At 55.4% G+C, this 15,261-nt stretch carries 16 protein-coding genes; 8 read left to right on the plus strand and 8 right to left on the minus strand.

Translation table 11 applies throughout. The features are described from left to right. Positions 1-94: 94 nt before the first annotated feature. Both HP564_RS14140 and HP564_RS14145 read right to left on the minus strand, forming a co-directional pair. The gene (locus HP564_RS14140) at positions 95-793 is read right to left on the minus strand and encodes a response regulator (RefSeq protein WP_371244049.1); all 699 of its coding nucleotides are present in this window, start codon (positions 791-793) and stop codon (positions 95-97) included. Beyond that, the gene (locus HP564_RS14145; RefSeq protein WP_371244051.1) at positions 780-2,438 is read right to left on the minus strand and encodes an ATP-binding protein; all 1,659 of its coding nucleotides are present in this window, start codon (positions 2,436-2,438) and stop codon (positions 780-782) included. The genes HP564_RS14140 and HP564_RS14145 overlap by 14 nt, the downstream gene beginning before the upstream one ends. A 361-nt stretch (positions 2,439-2,799) precedes the next feature. On the opposite strand from HP564_RS14145, the gene cspA reads away from it, so the two are divergent. From cspA to HP564_RS14160, 3 genes are all read left to right on the plus strand, one after another. After that, complete coding sequence (cspA, locus tag HP564_RS14150) at positions 2,800-3,012, plus strand: RNA chaperone/antiterminator CspA (protein WP_371244053.1); 213 nt, start codon at positions 2,800-2,802, stop codon at positions 3,010-3,012. A gap of 244 nt (positions 3,013-3,256) precedes the next feature. After that, the gene (locus HP564_RS14155) at positions 3,257-3,739 is read left to right on the plus strand and encodes a cold-shock protein (protein ID WP_371244055.1); all 483 of its coding nucleotides are present in this window, start codon (positions 3,257-3,259) and stop codon (positions 3,737-3,739) included. A gap of 43 nt (positions 3,740-3,782) precedes the next feature. After that, positions 3,783-4,028: a DUF2543 family protein gene (locus HP564_RS14160; RefSeq protein WP_371244056.1), complete on the plus strand. Its 246-nt coding sequence runs from the start codon at positions 3,783-3,785 to the stop codon at positions 4,026-4,028. 79 nt (positions 4,029-4,107) lie between these two features. Here HP564_RS14160 and HP564_RS14165 read toward each other — a convergent pair whose 3' ends face one another. From HP564_RS14165 to trmB, 3 genes are all read right to left on the minus strand, one after another. Further along, entirely contained in the window at positions 4,108-4,821 is a 714-nt protein-coding gene (locus tag HP564_RS14165) for a DUF2884 domain-containing protein (RefSeq protein WP_371244058.1), read from the minus strand. A gap of 176 nt (positions 4,822-4,997) precedes the next feature. Beyond that, positions 4,998-5,324: a YggL family protein gene (locus tag HP564_RS14170; RefSeq protein WP_371244059.1), complete on the minus strand. Its 327-nt coding sequence runs from the start codon at positions 5,322-5,324 to the stop codon at positions 4,998-5,000. Continuing rightward, positions 5,324-6,043 (minus strand): tRNA (guanosine(46)-N7)-methyltransferase TrmB, encoded by a 720-nt coding sequence (gene trmB, locus HP564_RS14175; protein ID WP_371244061.1) that lies wholly within the window; start codon positions 6,041-6,043, stop codon positions 5,324-5,326. The genes HP564_RS14170 and trmB overlap by 1 nt, the downstream gene beginning before the upstream one ends. A gap of 155 nt (positions 6,044-6,198) precedes the next feature. Here trmB and mutY point away from each other — a divergent pair, with 155 nt between their 5' ends. The 4 genes from mutY to HP564_RS14195 all read left to right on the plus strand — a co-directional run bounded on the left by mutY (position 6,199) and on the right by HP564_RS14195 (position 9,727). After that, complete coding sequence (gene mutY / locus HP564_RS14180; RefSeq protein ID WP_371244063.1) at positions 6,199-7,284, plus strand: A/G-specific adenine glycosylase; 1,086 nt, start codon at positions 6,199-6,201, stop codon at positions 7,282-7,284. Next, positions 7,284-7,556: an oxidative damage protection protein gene (locus tag HP564_RS14185; protein WP_033792153.1), complete on the plus strand. Its 273-nt coding sequence runs from the start codon at positions 7,284-7,286 to the stop codon at positions 7,554-7,556. Before mutY ends, HP564_RS14185 begins: the two co-directional genes overlap by 1 nt. A gap of 57 nt (positions 7,557-7,613) precedes the next feature. Further along, complete coding sequence (mltC, locus tag HP564_RS14190) at positions 7,614-8,693, plus strand: membrane-bound lytic murein transglycosylase MltC (RefSeq protein WP_371244065.1); 1,080 nt, start codon at positions 7,614-7,616, stop codon at positions 8,691-8,693. Between the two features lie 755 nt (positions 8,694-9,448). Continuing rightward, complete coding sequence (locus HP564_RS14195; protein WP_371244067.1) at positions 9,449-9,727, plus strand: DUF1471 domain-containing protein; 279 nt, start codon at positions 9,449-9,451, stop codon at positions 9,725-9,727. Between the two features lie 183 nt (positions 9,728-9,910). Here the strand turns inward: HP564_RS14195 and HP564_RS14200 are convergent, their stop codons facing one another. After that, on the minus strand, positions 9,911-12,088 hold the full coding sequence (locus HP564_RS14200; protein ID WP_371244069.1) for an ornithine decarboxylase: 2,178 nt from the start codon (positions 12,086-12,088) through the stop codon (positions 9,911-9,913). 503 nt (positions 12,089-12,591) lie between these two features. After that, positions 12,592-13,176: a D-alanyl-D-alanine dipeptidase gene (ddpX, locus tag HP564_RS14205; protein ID WP_371244071.1), complete on the minus strand. Its 585-nt coding sequence runs from the start codon at positions 13,174-13,176 to the stop codon at positions 12,592-12,594. Positions 13,177-13,452: 276 nt separating this feature from the next. Between ddpX and HP564_RS14210 the strand changes: the two genes are divergently transcribed. Next, positions 13,453-14,436, plus strand: coding sequence for an MDR family oxidoreductase (locus HP564_RS14210; protein WP_371244073.1), 984 nt, complete (start codon positions 13,453-13,455; stop codon positions 14,434-14,436). On the opposite strand, the gene HP564_RS14215 is transcribed toward HP564_RS14210, so the two are convergent. Further along, on the minus strand, positions 14,433-14,942 hold the full coding sequence (locus HP564_RS14215; protein ID WP_371244075.1) for a CinA family protein: 510 nt from the start codon (positions 14,940-14,942) through the stop codon (positions 14,433-14,435). The two genes, HP564_RS14210 and HP564_RS14215, sit on opposite strands and share 4 nt — an antisense overlap. Positions 14,943-15,261 lie beyond the last annotated feature (319 nt).

A 15,261-nucleotide genomic window follows, 5' to 3' on the forward strand; every position in this document is an offset into this window, starting at 1 on the left:
TCTTCGCGAAGTGTGATTATTGGCGTTTTTTTGGCAATTAACACCATTAAAACCACGGCAGGGCCTGGCAGGTGGTTTGCGCCCGATCACACTATTACGTTCCGGCGATCTTGCGGTAGAGCCGCCGTGGATGACCAATGTTGCCATACTGCATCTCCACGCCGATAAAGCCGATCTCTACACAATATTCCAGGTAACGGCGACCCGTGGTTTTGCTGATCCCGACCTTTTCCACCACCTGCTCTACCGACCAGCTGCTGTCCGGGGCATCGCTAAAAAACGCCTTAACGCGCGTCAGGGTCAGCGTCTCGATCCCTTTGGTTGAGGGCGCGGCCGGTGCGTCACCGACCGGCAGATTGAACAGTTTATCAAGCGCATGCTGGTCCACCTTTTTCATCTGGCTCATGGTCTGTACCAGCAGCATAAAGCGTTCCAGCGAGGCACGCAGACGGCCAAAAAAGACCGGTTTAATCAGATAGTCTAACGCCCCGCTGCGCATCGCATGGCTACAGGTCTGCATGTCGCTGGCGGCGGTAATAAAAATCACTGAGCACTCAAAACGCTTTAGCAGCGGATCGTCGATCAGCGTGACGCCCTGGCCGTCCGGCAAATAGTTATCGAGCAACACCAGGCGCGGCTGGTGCTGCTCGATAAGATGGCGTGCCTGCGCCAGCGTGCCCGCAATGCCCGCCACGCGCAGATGAAAATGCTGCTCAATAAATTCACGATGCAAACCGGCAAGGTGCGGCTCATCTTCAACAATCACGACACTGAGTGGTTTAACATGGCTCATGGCGAGCTCCTGTCGACGCTGTGGGCTGAACCGGGATAAACACCGAGAAGATAGTGCCCTGCGGCGAATTGTGTTCAATTTCGATGCTGCCGCCCGCCTGATGAACATAACCCGCCGCCAGGTAAAGGCCAAGGCCGTGCTCTGAACCCGTCGCCTCATTGCCGCAGGATGGCTTGCTGGTCACGCCCTGCTCAAACAGGTGCGGCTTCAGGGCATCATCTACGCCACAGCCCTGATCGGCCACCTCGATCACCAGCTCCCGGTTGCGATCGGAAATATAGAGTTCGATCGGCGCAGCAGGGTGGCCCGCCTTGAGCGTGGCATCAACCGCATTGTCCAGCAAATTCCCCACGACTGACATCAGTGCCGTTTCGCCGATCGTCGCGGGGATGCGGGTTAGCTGACAGGCCGGATCGAACGTCAGCTCCACGCCTTTTTCACGCGCGCTGACATATTTTCCCAGCAGCAGCCCGCAGAGGGCGGGCGAGGTGAAGCGCGCCGAGACAAAATCGAGCACCTGCTGCGCCCCCGATGACTGCGCCTGGATGTAGCGTATGGCATCGTCGTAACGCTGCATCTGCAGCAGCCCCACCAGCGTGGCGGTCCAGTTGAGCTGTTCATGACGCATAATACGCAGGCTGTCAGCGTATCGCTTTACCTGGCTTAGCTGGCTGCTCAGGGTGTTGATATCGTTTTTATCGCGGAAACTGCATACCCATCCGCCTGGCTCGCCGGGTTCAAGTTCAATTGCCACCCGGTTGACGATAACCTGGCGCTGATTGAGCACGGTAATTTGATCGTGATCGCGCGGGTTGCCCTGCCCCGCGCGGTGGCTGAGAAAGGCGGGATGGATCTGCACAATTTCATTGAGCGGCCTGCCCAGCAGTTCGCTTTCGCTCTGCTCAATCGCCAGCAGTTCCCGGGCGGCACGGTTGATGAGAATCAGCTGCTTCTCGGCGTTAACGGCAAATACCCCTTCATACATCGCCTCAAGCAGCGCCTTTTGCTGCAGCACCAGCAGCGCAATGTCTTTCGGCTCCAGCCAGAACATCTGTTTTTTAAGATTACGGCTAAACATCCAGGAAAAAATAAACAGCAGCAGGAGCAGTGCCAGACCGTAAAGGCTTGCCTGCCACAGCAGGCTGATGTTGATGTTAGCGATATAGGAGGTGAGATAGCCGATCGAGACAATGCCGATCACCTGGTGCCGATCGTTAAAGACAGGCGCTTTGCTGCGCAGTGAGACGCCGATACCGCCTTTGCGCACTGAGATGATGGTTTTCCCCTGCAAGACTTCTGCATTGTCACCACCAATCAAGGGCAAGTTAAGGCGCTCCGGTGATTCCGAGTGATAAAGATGTTGCTCATGGGCATCGCCGATAACAAAGTAGCTGGCATCGCTTTGCGCGCGCAGAGGCTGGATCAGCGCGGCGATACCCGCCAGATCGCGGCGCGCGATCTTATCTGCCAGCCCCGGCATCAACGCAATTTCACTTGCCTGCACGCGCGCGCGCTGCCCCAGATCGTGGTGAAGCTGGCGATCGATAAAATGAAACAGAATCGTGCCCAGCAGTGCGAGCAGCAGGCAGGAAAAGAGTACCAGAGAGAGAAAGAGTTTCACCTGAAAAGGTAATCTGCGTTTCATACTACCTGTTGTTTGTGCAAAGGGGAGCGACAGTCTGGCAAAGAGTATCACGTGAACCGCACAGCCATGACGGGCGAAAGCCAGAGTTGTGAAGTCGGCCCAGGCTCACCACAGCCATCCGGGCGTTTAAGCGGTTAAAATAAATTCAATTAAGGTTTGCTAAATAAATGCCCCTGTGTCTTAATAGCGTCCTCGGTTTGGAATACAGACCTTATGAAAGCAGTTTTAGTAAAGCAGTCCTCAGTTCAAGTGTTATCCACAGATACCCTTCTTCGTGAGTCTCCTCCTAAGCGCCCATAAGTAGTTCGTGATACAGGCCATCTTCGCCGCTTTTAGTGGCTCATAAATTAAGGAAATATCTATGTCTAACAAAATGACTGGTTTAGTAAAATGGTTCAACGCCGACAAAGGTTTTGGCTTCATCACGCCTGACGACGGCAGCAAAGATGTATTCGTACACTTCTCTGCTATCCAGAGCGACAGCTACAAAACGCTCGATGAAGGTCAGAAAGTCTCTTTCACCATTGAAAATGGTGCTAAAGGCCCAGCTGCCGGCAACGTTACCTCGCTGTAAGCTGCGCATTATCAGCACGCTTGCAGTAGCGATGACGGTAACAACCTGAGCAGTTAAGCACTGCTGATAAGAAAAACCCGCCCCGTGCGGGTTTTTTTGTCTCTGTCAGGCAGCCAGTCTGCCTGTACGCTCGCATAGCCCAACTTTCTCATCCACACTTAGCCAAAGCCGTAGTCTGTACAGCCATTGTGCATTACACTGCGCGCTGTAAAAACTGAGTAGATTAACGATTAAACAGGCGGTAATGGCGATGAACGGAACGATCACAACCTGGTTTCAGGACAAGGGTTTTGGATTTATCAAAGATGAAAACGGCGACAACCGCTACTTTCATGTGATCAAGGTCGCCAACCCTGAGCTGATCAAGAAAAATGCTGCGGTGACCTTCCAGCCGACCACCAACAATAAAGGGCTGTCAGCCTTTGCGGTGAAAGTCGTCCCGGACAGCAAATATATCTTTATTGCCGGTGAGCGCCTTAAGCTGACCTCGATTAAATCCTTTCTGGTTTACAGCGAAGAAGTGCCGGCCGATGCCCGCATCGATAAAGAAAACGCCGTGCTCTCAGTGGGCATGCTGTTAAACAATATCCGACCGAAATCCAACGTTAAGCCTGGTGAAATGCGCTCGCTGAAAAAACTGGCGATCACCACCTTCCAGGGAACCACGCTGATCTTTTCAGAGGATGAGATCGACATTGATGCCACGGTAAAATTGCTCAAAGTGTAAAACAAACCCTGTGCAGTCAGGCGCTACTGCTGGAGATGAAAAAATGAAAGAAGAAATTGCACTTAAATATTATGAAGTTGCGGATGAATACGCGACAGAGGCCGTTGAGCCGGTCAGCGAGTCAGAGCGTGACTCTCTGGCCCGCTATTTCCAGCTGCTGATTACGCGCCTGATGAATAACGAAGAAATTAGCGAGGAAGCGCAACAGGAGATGGCCGCTGAAGCCGGTATTAAGGCGCAGCGTATTGATGAGATTGCCGAATTCCTGAATCGCTGGGGCAATGAGTAGTCGGCCGAGGCTCGCTAACGCCTGAGCCTCCTTGCTTGCCGGGAGCATAACCTGTAGATCCTGCCCCCGGCACTCCTGCTTACGACTTCACGCTACCGACCAGCTTTTTGCGCTGATCTTCCAGGCTAATCACACGGTTGCAGACTTCCTTACCGAAGTTTTTGAAATCCTGCTCCTGATTGCTCCACTCCGCCTGAATCGACTGTTGCAGGCCGCCCAGGTTGCCCATAATGGCCTGAAGCGGATTGCTGCCGCTGGCCTGCTTGCTACCCATCTCGTTCAGACTGTCCTGCAATACGCCGCCCATTGTGCTCTGCACCAGACGTTCACCGTCGGCACGCACCTGATCTATCGCCTGATAGTGGAAGGTCAGGCCGTCGTCACGATGTTCAATAATGCGGTTCATCTGCTGCCTGAGCTGGCCGTTAAGCGTGCTGAGACGATTGCGCACGTTGCTGTCAGCGCCGAGCTTGTCGACAATCACCTTATCCAGCGCAACGCGGCCCTTTTCCAGGCGCGAAGCGGCACCGGTATCGATCCAGGGCAGATCGCGACGCAGCGCATTCTGGTAATCAATCGCCTGCTGGCGCTGTGCGGCGTTCACCGCCACCTTCTGGCCGTTAAACTGCACATCGCCCTGCGGAGAGATCACCAGGTTGCCGTTTGCGCCGACCACCTGCACGCTTTGCGGCGTTAACACTACGTCATCCTGAGGTTTCACGCTGCACTCCCAGGCAGCCTGCGCCTGCGTCGCTGCCAGCAGCAGTGCGGCAATAAGCGTTTTACGAACCATAATCTCTCCCAACAAAACGTATTCCGTGTAACTGCCTTCACGCGTTAAGCGGTCAGGCGTAACAGCCAGCGCACAGCCTCCTCAGCCTGTCCGGGTACCGGGAAGAACGAGCGCTGGCCGGCGTCAAAAGCGCAGCTGAAGCCAGCCTGAAGCTGACTTCGCGCCGGGTAACATAATTAGTCCCACCAGACGTCGAAAAGTTCGGTCACCTGGACATCGCTGAGCTGGCGATCTTCCAGCCATTTGCGCACCTGCTCGCGATGCTCATCGGTACACTTGCCGGTTTGCTGCAGGCAAACCAGACCTTCCCACACCAGGTAACCGCTGCCGTCGTAGGCCAGCCCGTTCGGCGCAATCACCTCATTGATAAAGGCGTCAACGGTCTTGTCAATCTCCTGCTCTGACGTGCCGTCGGCGAAACGCCAGGCAACGGAAAAACCCAGTTCCTGAAACTCGTCAATATGCAGTTTCTTACGTAAACGGCGGCTGCGTTGTGTGGCCATTATTTAATCCTCTCAAACATTAAGTCCCAGACGCCGTGGCCCAGGCGCTGCCCGCGCTGCTCAAATTTAGTCAGCGGACGCGTCTCTGGGCGCGGCACGTAATTCTGTGTCTCTGACTGGTTTCGATAACCGTCGATGCTGCTCATCACCTCCAGCATGTGCTCGGCATAGGCTTCCCAGTCGGTCGCCATATGAAACACGCCACCCAGCTTCAGTTTGCGCATCACCAGTTCAGCAAAGGGCACTTGCACAATGCGGCGCTTATTATGGCGCGCTTTGTGCCAGGGATCCGGGAAAAAGAGCTGCACCATACGCAGCGAATTATCCGGGATCATCTTCTCCAGCACCTCTACTGCGTCGTGACACATCACGCGCAGATTTTCCACACCCGCCTCTTTAGCAGACCCCAGACAGGCACCGACGCCCGGTGCATGCACTTCAATACCGAGAAAGTTCTGCTGCGGGTTATTTTGCGCCATGGTTACCAGCGACGCGCCCATACCAAAGCCGATCTCCAGCACCACCGGCGCATCGCGGCCAAAGAGACGCGTCAGATCGAGCGGCTCCGGCTGATACTCTACGCCCATCTCCGGCCAGTATTGATCGAGCGCCAGCTGCTGTCCCTTCGTCAGACGCCCCTGGCGGCGTACAAAACTGCGAATACGGCGCAGTGGCCGCCCGTTCTCATCAAATTCTGGAGTGATGACGTCATTAATCATGTTGTCGCCTGCTGAGTAGCCTGTTTAGGGAAAGGCGCATTATGCAAAGTTAATTAGCAGAAGCAAGCCCTTGCAATCTTCAGGTTTACACCGGGGCTGCGCCTGTGCTGGAATGCCTGCCTGAGTGTAGAGTAATCACGGAAAATTTCCTTCTTATGATGCAAGCGCCGCAGTTCGCGCAACAGGTGCTGGAGTGGTATCAGCGCTTTGGCCGCAAGACCCTGCCGTGGCAGCTGGAGAAAACCCCCTATAAGGTGTGGCTCTCTGAGGTCATGCTGCAACAAACCCAGGTTGCCACCGTTATCCCCTATTTTGAGCGCTTTATGGCGCGCTTTCCCACGGTCGCCGATCTGGCCGCTGCGCCGCTGGACGAGGTGCTGCACCTCTGGACCGGGCTGGGCTACTATGCGCGCGCACGCAACCTGCATAAGGCGGCGAAACGGGTTGTAGAGCAGCATCAGGGCACGTTTCCAGCTAACTTCGACGACGTGGCGGCGCTGCCGGGCGTGGGGCGATCTACCGCAGGGGCGGTGCTGTCGCTGTCGCTCGGCATGCACTTTCCCATCCTCGACGGCAACGTAAAGCGCGTGCTGGCCCGCTGTTATGCAGTGGGCGGCTGGCCGGGGAAGAAAGAGGTTGAGAAGCGGCTGTGGCAAATCAGTGAAGAGGTGACGCCAGCGCAAGGCGTTAGTCAGTTCAACCAGGCCATGATGGATCTCGGCGCGCTGGTCTGTACCCGTTCAAAGCCTAAATGCGAAATCTGCCCGCTAAACAGCGGCTGTATAGCGTATGCCAACGGCACTCAGGCGAGCTATCCCGGTAAAAAGCCAAAGCAGGTGCTGCCGGAGCGCCAGGGCTGGTTCCTGCTGTTACAGGATGGCGACGACGTCTGGCTGGAGCAGCGTCCACCGGTGGGCCTGTGGGGCGGTCTGTTCTGCTTTCCGCAGTTTACAACCGAAGAGGCGCTGCACGACTGGCTACAGGCGCGCGGCATTACTGCAAAGCCGCAGCCGCTGACCGCATTTCGTCACACCTTCAGCCATTTCCATCTGGATATCATCCCCATGTGGCTATCAGGGTCATCTGTCGGGGCGGTAATGGATGAACCAGGCGGTCTCTGGTATAACTTAGCCCAGCCGCCGTCAGTGGGGCTGGCGGCACCGGTTGAACGGCTTCTGCATGAGCTGCGCCATCCGCAACAGCTGGCCCTGCACCGGCATGAGATCGAAGAGGAAAAGTAATGAGCCGCACCATTTTTTGTACGTTCCTGCAACGTGACGCTGAAGGTCAGGATTTTCAGCTCTATCCAGGCGAACTGGGTAAACGCATCTACAATGAAATCTCTAAAGAAGCCTGGCAGAAGTGGATGGCCAAACAGACCATGTTGATCAACGAGAAAAAGCTCAACATGATGAATCCAGAGGACCGTAAGGTGCTGGAGAAGGAGATGGTAAATTTCCTGTTTGAAGGCAAAGAGGTCCACATCGAAGGCTATACGCCACCAGAAGCATAAATTTTAGGGCCTCAGCGTTGAGGCCCCTCTCTTTTCCGGGTCAGGCACGCATTAACAATGAATAAGAAATTACTCGCACTGCTGGTGATCGCTCCCCTTTTGGTCTCCTGCTCAGGAAAGAAATCATCGCAGTATCATGAGGAATGGGTTAAAGACACCAACGGCTTCGATATTCTGATGGGCCAGTTTGCGGCGAACATTGAGAATATCTGGGGCATCAAAGAGGTTCTGATTGCCGGACCAAAAGATTATGTCAAGTACAGCGACAGCTACTACACCCGCAGCCACATTAACTTCGAAAGCGGTAACATTACGATCGAGACCATTTCCGGTACCGATCCCATGGCCAGCCTGCGTCAGGCGATCATCACCACCCTGCTGATCGGCGACGATCCCAGTAACGTCGATCTCTACTCTGACGCTAACGATATTGTCATCAGCAAAGAGCCGCTGCTTTATGGTCAGGTGCTGGACAATACCGGCCAGCCGATCCGCTGGCAGGGGCGCGCGGGTAATTTCGCTGATTATCTGCTGCAAAATAAACTCCAGCGCCGCGTATCTGGCCTGCACGTGATCTACTCCGTCACCATCCCGATGGTGCCAAACCATCTGGACAAGCGTGCGCACAAATACCTGCCAATGGTACGCAAGGCCGCTGAACAGTATGGCGTGGATGCCTCGCTGATTCTGGCAATTATGCAGACGGAGTCGAGCTTCAACCCCTATGCGGTCAGCCACGCCGATGCGCTGGGCCTGATGCAGGTGGTACAGCACACCGCAGGCGTCGACGTGTTTCGCATGAAGGGCAAATGGGGTAAGCCGAGCCGCAGCTACCTGCTCGATCCCGAGAATAATATTGATGCCGGTACGGCTTATCTGTCGCTGTTGCAGAAGAGCTATTTGGGCGGGATCCAGGATCCTCTGTCGCGTCGCTATGCGGTGATCACTGCCTATAATGGCGGTGCAGGCAGCGTACTGCGCGTTTTCTCCAGCGATAAAGATCGCGCGTTTAATGCGATTAACAGTATGTCACCGGGCCAGGTGTATCACACCCTGACGACGCAACATCCGTCAGCGGAGTCACGGCGTTATCTCTATAAGGTGAGTACGGCACAGCGCAGTTACCGGCGCTATTGAGGTAAGCCGATACGCGTCAGGTTTGTCGCCGCAGGCAGGTTCATCCTGATGCGATCGGCTGTCAGCAAGGGGAGCGCGCAGCAGAGCACGTTCCCTACGCCTGCCTGGAGAGCGCCGTGACGCCCACCGTCACCCTGCCTCTGCCTCTGCCTCTGCCTCTGCCGTAAAGCAGACAGGATCGTGCTTATCTGGCGGGGGCGTCTCTTCGAGGCTGATTCGCCGCGCTTTATCTCCCTCTCCGCGAATACCCGTTCCCGACGTGACAGAACAAATTAAAAATAATTTTCGTAGCAGAGCGGGTTATTTTCACGTAATTCCCTCTTCTGCTTTACAGTTAATTAAACACAATAACCATGACGGATTCATTATTTCCTCGACCAGGAAAACTTTCACAATTTCTTGATAAAATATGGGCCGGAATAGCGGGGAAGCGAGACGATCCCGCCCCGTTCCCCGCGCCGGACCCGTATGTTGTCGCCTTACGTTTAGTACCTGTTTAACAGAGGGTGGCTACATTAATAATAAATTTATTGTAATTATTAGCGGCAACATCTTTTTGAAATCCATCCTGTTCCTCAGGATAAAGGCGGGCCTGGCACGCTGAAAAGATTTCAGGGAACGTCACCTTATCATCCGTCTGGTTGAATACGTGCAGATTATTTCTGCTTCATACAATTAGCGCTGAAAATATATTTAATATGTTTGCCGCCAAATACTGGCTTGCATTTATTTCCATAAAAAAATGAGGATAGTTAATGAAAAAGTTGTCAGCTGCTTTAATTTTTTCGCTGCTCTTTGCTGGCTCCGCCATGGCGGTGGAGATCGTTCCTGCCACTGACCTGGTCGGCTATACGATTAAAGATCGCATTTCCGTTTCTGGCGTGCGCGGTGGAAAATCACATGCGGTTAATGCCCTGAAAACTGAAGCAGAAAAGAAAAAGGGTGAGTACATCTATATTACCTCGCTGCGTCAGCCGGGTGATTCCAGCAACTGGAAAGGCACTGCGCTGGTCCTTGAGAAAGCCGCACACTGATCCTTTCTTTTCCGGATCAGGTAGCGTGACGAAACGCCGCGGGATGTTATCCTGCGGCGTTTTTGGCTTAGCGACGGTTGCTGACGCTGTTGCTTTCTGACGCCCGGCGTCGGTCAGAGGCGACGCCTTTTGCCATTACTGAGACCAGAAGGTGTTACCTGCCCTCTTGCCCGCTATCGCGCATCAGAGACGTCGCGCGGGTTCGTCATCGGATGCGATCATCATATTCGCCACCAGCTGCTTGCGTCCCGTGCCATCCTCCTCGGTATAGACCCCCTGCAGTTCAGGTGAGAAGCCCGGCAGCTGATTGATGCCCTCCTCAAGCGCGAGAAAGTAGCGCTGCACTGCCCCGCCCCAGACCTCGCCCGGCACCACACAGAGCACGCCAGGTGGATAAGGCAGCGCGCCTTCCGCAGCAATGCGCCCTGCGGCGCTGGCGATGGACACCAGCTCAACATCGCCGCGGATATAGGCCTGATGCGCATCCTGCGGATTAACCTTCACCGTCGGTAAACTCTGCTGGCGGAACATCGCCTTCTGCAAATCCTTCACGTCAAAGCTGACATAGAGATCGTGCATCTCCTGACAGAGCTGGCGTAGCGTGTAGCCCTTATAGCGTGCCTGATTCTTGCGATAAACAGTGGGCAGCACCTCCGCCAGCGGCGCATCCTCTCTGACATGCTGCTCAAACTGCGCCAGCATCGCCACCAGATGCGCCATCTTTTCCGGGCTTTCGGCTGGCGTCAGCAGGAACAGAATAGAGTTAAGATCGCACTTCTCCGGTACGATGCCGTTTTCACGCAGGTAGTTGGCGAGAATGGTGGCGGGGATACCAAAGTCAGCATACTCGCCGCTTGCGGCATCAATGCCCGGCGTCGTCAGCAGCAGCTTGCAGGGATCGACCAGATACTGATCCTGCGCGTAACCAGCAAAGCCGTGCCATTTTGCCTCGGGCTCAAAGCTGAAGTATCGGCTATCGCTGGCGATCTGCCCGGTTGGTGCATCCTGCCAGCGCACGCCGTTGACCTGCTCCGGCACAAACGGCAGGATCATTTCGCAGCGTTCCAGTATCGCTTTGCGAGCCTCAATGCCGAGCGTCACGCATGACTGCCAGAGCTGGCGTCCCGCATCACCCTGATGCATTTTGGCATTGACATCCAGCGCGGCGAACAGCGGATAAAACGGACTGGTAGAGGCGTGAAGCATAAAGGCGTTGTTGAGCCGCTTGTGCGGGCAAAAGCGCTTCTGACCACGAATATGGTTATCTTTTTTATGGATCTGCGAGGTTTGCGAGAAGCCCGCCAGCTGCTTGTGCACCGACTGGGTAACAAAGATCCCCGGATCCTTTTCGGTCAGATCCAGCGTCAGCGGTGATGTCCCTTCCATGACCGGAATAAACTGTTCATAGCCGAGCCATGCTGAGTCAAACAGAATGTAGTCGCACAGGTGCCCGATACGATCGACCACCTGCCGCGCGTTATAGACCGTGCCATCGTAGGTACCAAGCTGAATGATCGCCAGCCGGAACGGCCGCGCATCACCAGCGCGCTGCGGCGCAACCTGTTTAATCTGCTCGCGCAGCCAGGCTTCGTCAAAGCAGTGCGCATCAATGCCGCCGATAAAGCCAAAAGGATTACGCGCCGCCTCCAGATAAACCGGCGTAGCGCCCGCCTGAATCAGTGCGCCATGATGGTTCGACTTATGGTTATTCCGGTCAAACAGCACCAAATCGCCGCGCGTCAGTAGCGCATTGGTCACCACTTTATTGGCGCTGGAGGTACCGTTAAGCACAAAGTAGGTTTTGTCTGCGTTAAACACCTTTGCGGCAAACTTCTGTGCGTCTTTCGCTGAGCCCTCGTGGATCAGCAGATCCCCCAGCTTAACGTCGGCGTTGCACATGTCAGAGCGAAACACGTTCTCACCGTAAAAATCGAAAAACTGCCGCCCTGCCGGATGCTTTTTGAAAAATGCGCCCCCCTGATGTCCGGGGCAGGCGAAGGTGCTGTTCTGCATATCGACATAGCGCGTCAGCGTGTCGAAAAATGGCGGCAGCAGGTTCGCCTCATACTCTGCGGCAGCCGCTTCCAGCGCGGCCCACTCTTCTGCTGAACCGTTCAGCTCGCCGGTCACGCCAGGCAGGTGCAGGACCTCCTCTTCCCAGGAATTCGCCACAAACACCGGTAGATTAAAGCCGGTATGGCGCAGCAGCGTCAGCACGCCGCTGCGGGTGTCTGCCAGCGAGACGACCACTGCCGCCACGTCAGTAAAGTCGGTATTATCCAGCGTCACTACGTCACGCCCGGTATTGAGAGTAAGGCTTGGGGCCACAGCAGCGCTGGCGGCAATTTTCAGTGGTGTCATAACACAAATCCCCAACGGTGAAGGATGAGTGGGTGCCAGAGGCACGGCAATGGGGAAGATTCCCCGGCGAATAACGTCAGGCGGAAGCGCAATAACAGGTAAAGCCGCACCCGATAGACATCAGTAAAGCCAGATCGCGTCTGTCTTTACGCATGCCCAACAGCGAACGTTTGGCTGGCCTCACCGCATGGTGAGAGGAGGAGTCGTCGTGGAAATGCACGAGGAGGTCGTGTGGCGCACGGGGCAAGGCGCGCAAAAGCAGATGCGGTTGCGCATTGTTCCGACCATGACAGCCTCCTCAGTAGATAAGGGAAAAGAGGCGCAATAATGGCATTTTTCCCTCAGGGTCACAACCCGCCACCTGCAAAAACGGGGCGGCAAACAACCCATTGATATCAATGGGAAATTGCGTACAGCCGCAAAAACAAAGCGATTAAATAACTGAATATTTTGATATTTTATTCATCTTTTAGCCTGCACAACCGCCGTCGCGCCGCGGCTGTTCAGGTCAGGGATCCCTCTGCCGCTGCGGAAGGAAAGCAGGTAAACCGATCCCTGAGCAGGGGATAGCTGTCTGAATCGGGCAGTTCAAAATGCCACCATTCGGTAGCAATCCCCTTAAAGCCACCGCCATACATAATGGCATTCAGCAGCAGGCGGTTACGCTGGGCCTGAACGGGCACATCCGGATGAAAAGGGTGCGACAGGACATTCATCTCATCAAATCCGGTTCCCATATCCAGTATGTTGCCGCTTGCAGAATCAATCAGCGTAACGTCCAGCGCCGTTCCACGGCTATGATGCGATCCGCGAGTCAGTGGTGCCACATAGTCCTGATCAGGATTCGCCTGCCAGAGTATCTCCTGTGCTTTTTGCGGGCGGTAAGCATCCAGAATAAGCAACTGAAAGCCCGCTACCTGCGCAATCTGAATACTCTTTTCCAGCGCTGCGGCGGCATCAGCATGTAACAGACACTGCGGATCGCGATAGATGGGCCGTCCGGTGAAATTATCAGCCGATGCATATTTCAGATCGACGGAGAGCTGGGGAAACATTTTTGCAATATCAACGAGCTGTGCCGTGGTCATTCCTGAATGCCCTTTAGTGGGATTGCTCTGTGCCTGTACTGACCGGGTGTTTTATACAGGAGTGATGCTGGCCCGGTAAGCGGAAAATCACAAGTTTACCGAAGGTTGTTTACCGCGCAAGCAACGCGCTTCTGCCTGAAAATTTTTCTCTTTTGCATTCACTCTGCGTTTAATCAGGGTAATGGTTTTCAGTCAGTTGCTTCCGGCCTGCACGCCTGGCATAAAAAAAAGATTAGCGTAGACTGACCCGCACATTTCCTGTTTGCCGGAGGCTGCATGTTTACCGCATTAGTCATTGAAAATGATGAGCAAGGCTACCGCACCACGCTGAAAGAGCTGAACGAATCCCAGTTGCCCGATCACGACGTCACCGTTGACGTCACCTACTCCACGCTGAACTACAAAGACGCGCTCGCCATCTGCAACAAAGGCCCGATTGTGCGCCAGTTCCCTATGGTACCGGGCATCGATTTTGTCGGACGTGTAACCGCCAGCCGTCATCCTGAATGGCAGCTGGATGATGTGGCGCTGCTGACCGGCTGGGGCGTGGGTGAAAAACAGTGGGGCGGCCTGGCGCAGAAGGCAAGCGTCTCTGGTGACTGGCTGGTAGAGGTGCCCGCCACGCTGAGCCCGCTGCAAACCATGGCGATCGGCACGGCGGGACTGACGGCGATGCTCTGCGTGATGGCGCTGGAAAAGCAGGGCATCACGCCCGATCGTGGCCCGGTACTGGTGACCGGTGCCAGCGGCGGCGTCGGCAGCTTCAGCGTCAGTTTGCTGTCGCGTCTTGGATTTGAGGTAATTGCCGCCAGCGGGCGCGCCAGCAACGAAGCGTATTTTACCGATACGCTCGGCGCACGTTCGGTGATCGACCGCGATGAGCTGTCACAGCCCGGCAAGCCGCTGGCGAAAGAGCGCTGGGTCGCCGCGATCGACAGCGTGGGCAGCCATACGCTCAGCAACGTGCTGGCATCCACTCAGCGCGACGGTGTGGTCGCCGCCTGCGGCATGGCGCAGGGACTGGATCTGCCCGCCAGCGTTGCGCCCTTTATTCTGCGCGGCGTCACGCTGGCAGGCGTTGACAGCGTGATGTGCCCGAAACCGCTGCGTCAGCTGGCATGGCAGCGACTTGGTGAACTGCTTAACAGTGACGTGCTGACCAAACTCACGACGCTGATCCCCCTCAGTGAGGCGAGGCAAGGCGCGCAGGACCTGCTGGATGGCAAGGTGCGCGGCCGACTGATCGTTGACTGCCGTTAGCCGGGCTGATGCAGGGCCGCATCGCGTAGCAGCACGTCGAGGCGTTCCAGCGCAAACTGTGCGCCCTGCTCCATCACCGATTTTGGTTCCCCCTGAAAACGCCGCATCTCAGCGATGACGCTGCCATCGGGCAGCGTCCAGCCAAACCAGATGGTGCCTGCCGGTGTGCCATCTTCGCCCCCGTCCGGCCCGGCATAGCCGGTAATGGCCAGGCTCACCGGTTCCCCGGATCGTTCGCGCGCCCCCACTGCCATTTCGCGTGCGGTTTGTTCGCTCACGGCGGTGTAGTGTTCAAGGGTCTCCATCCGCACGCCCAGCAGCCGATTTTTTGCATTATCGCTGTAAGTGACGAAACCGCTGGTATAGAAGTTGCCGCTGTTTTCTACCGCCGCCAGCGTCATGCTGATCAGGCCTGCGGTGCATGATTCCGCCGTGGCTAACTGCCACTCCGCTTCAAGAAGACGGTTACCGAGCTGTTCAGCGGTCTGGCTTAGTGCATCAGTCATATTCTGCATCCATGTTGATTGATTCAGACTATGAAGTATGGCTGAAAATCAGCTCGCCGCTAACGCTAACGCCATGAAAAATAAGCCAAACGGCATCAGGCCCGCAGTGCAGCGGTCTCCCCCTGCTGTCGGTTGCCGCCTGAAAGATGAATGAGATGAGCGCCCCCTGTTGATGGCGGGTATTTGCTCGCGACGTTGCCGTCAGTAAAATCGGTTTCTCAGCAAAAACGTAACGACAACAAGGCGCTGGTTATCAATTATCATGTCGGAAATGCACTGTAAGCCGTAATGACTATCAACAGCCTTTAAGTTAAGCGAT

This window comes from Pantoea sp. KPR_PJ (genome assembly GCF_041386365.1).
GTDB lineage: Bacteria > Pseudomonadota > Gammaproteobacteria > Enterobacterales > Enterobacteriaceae > Pantoea.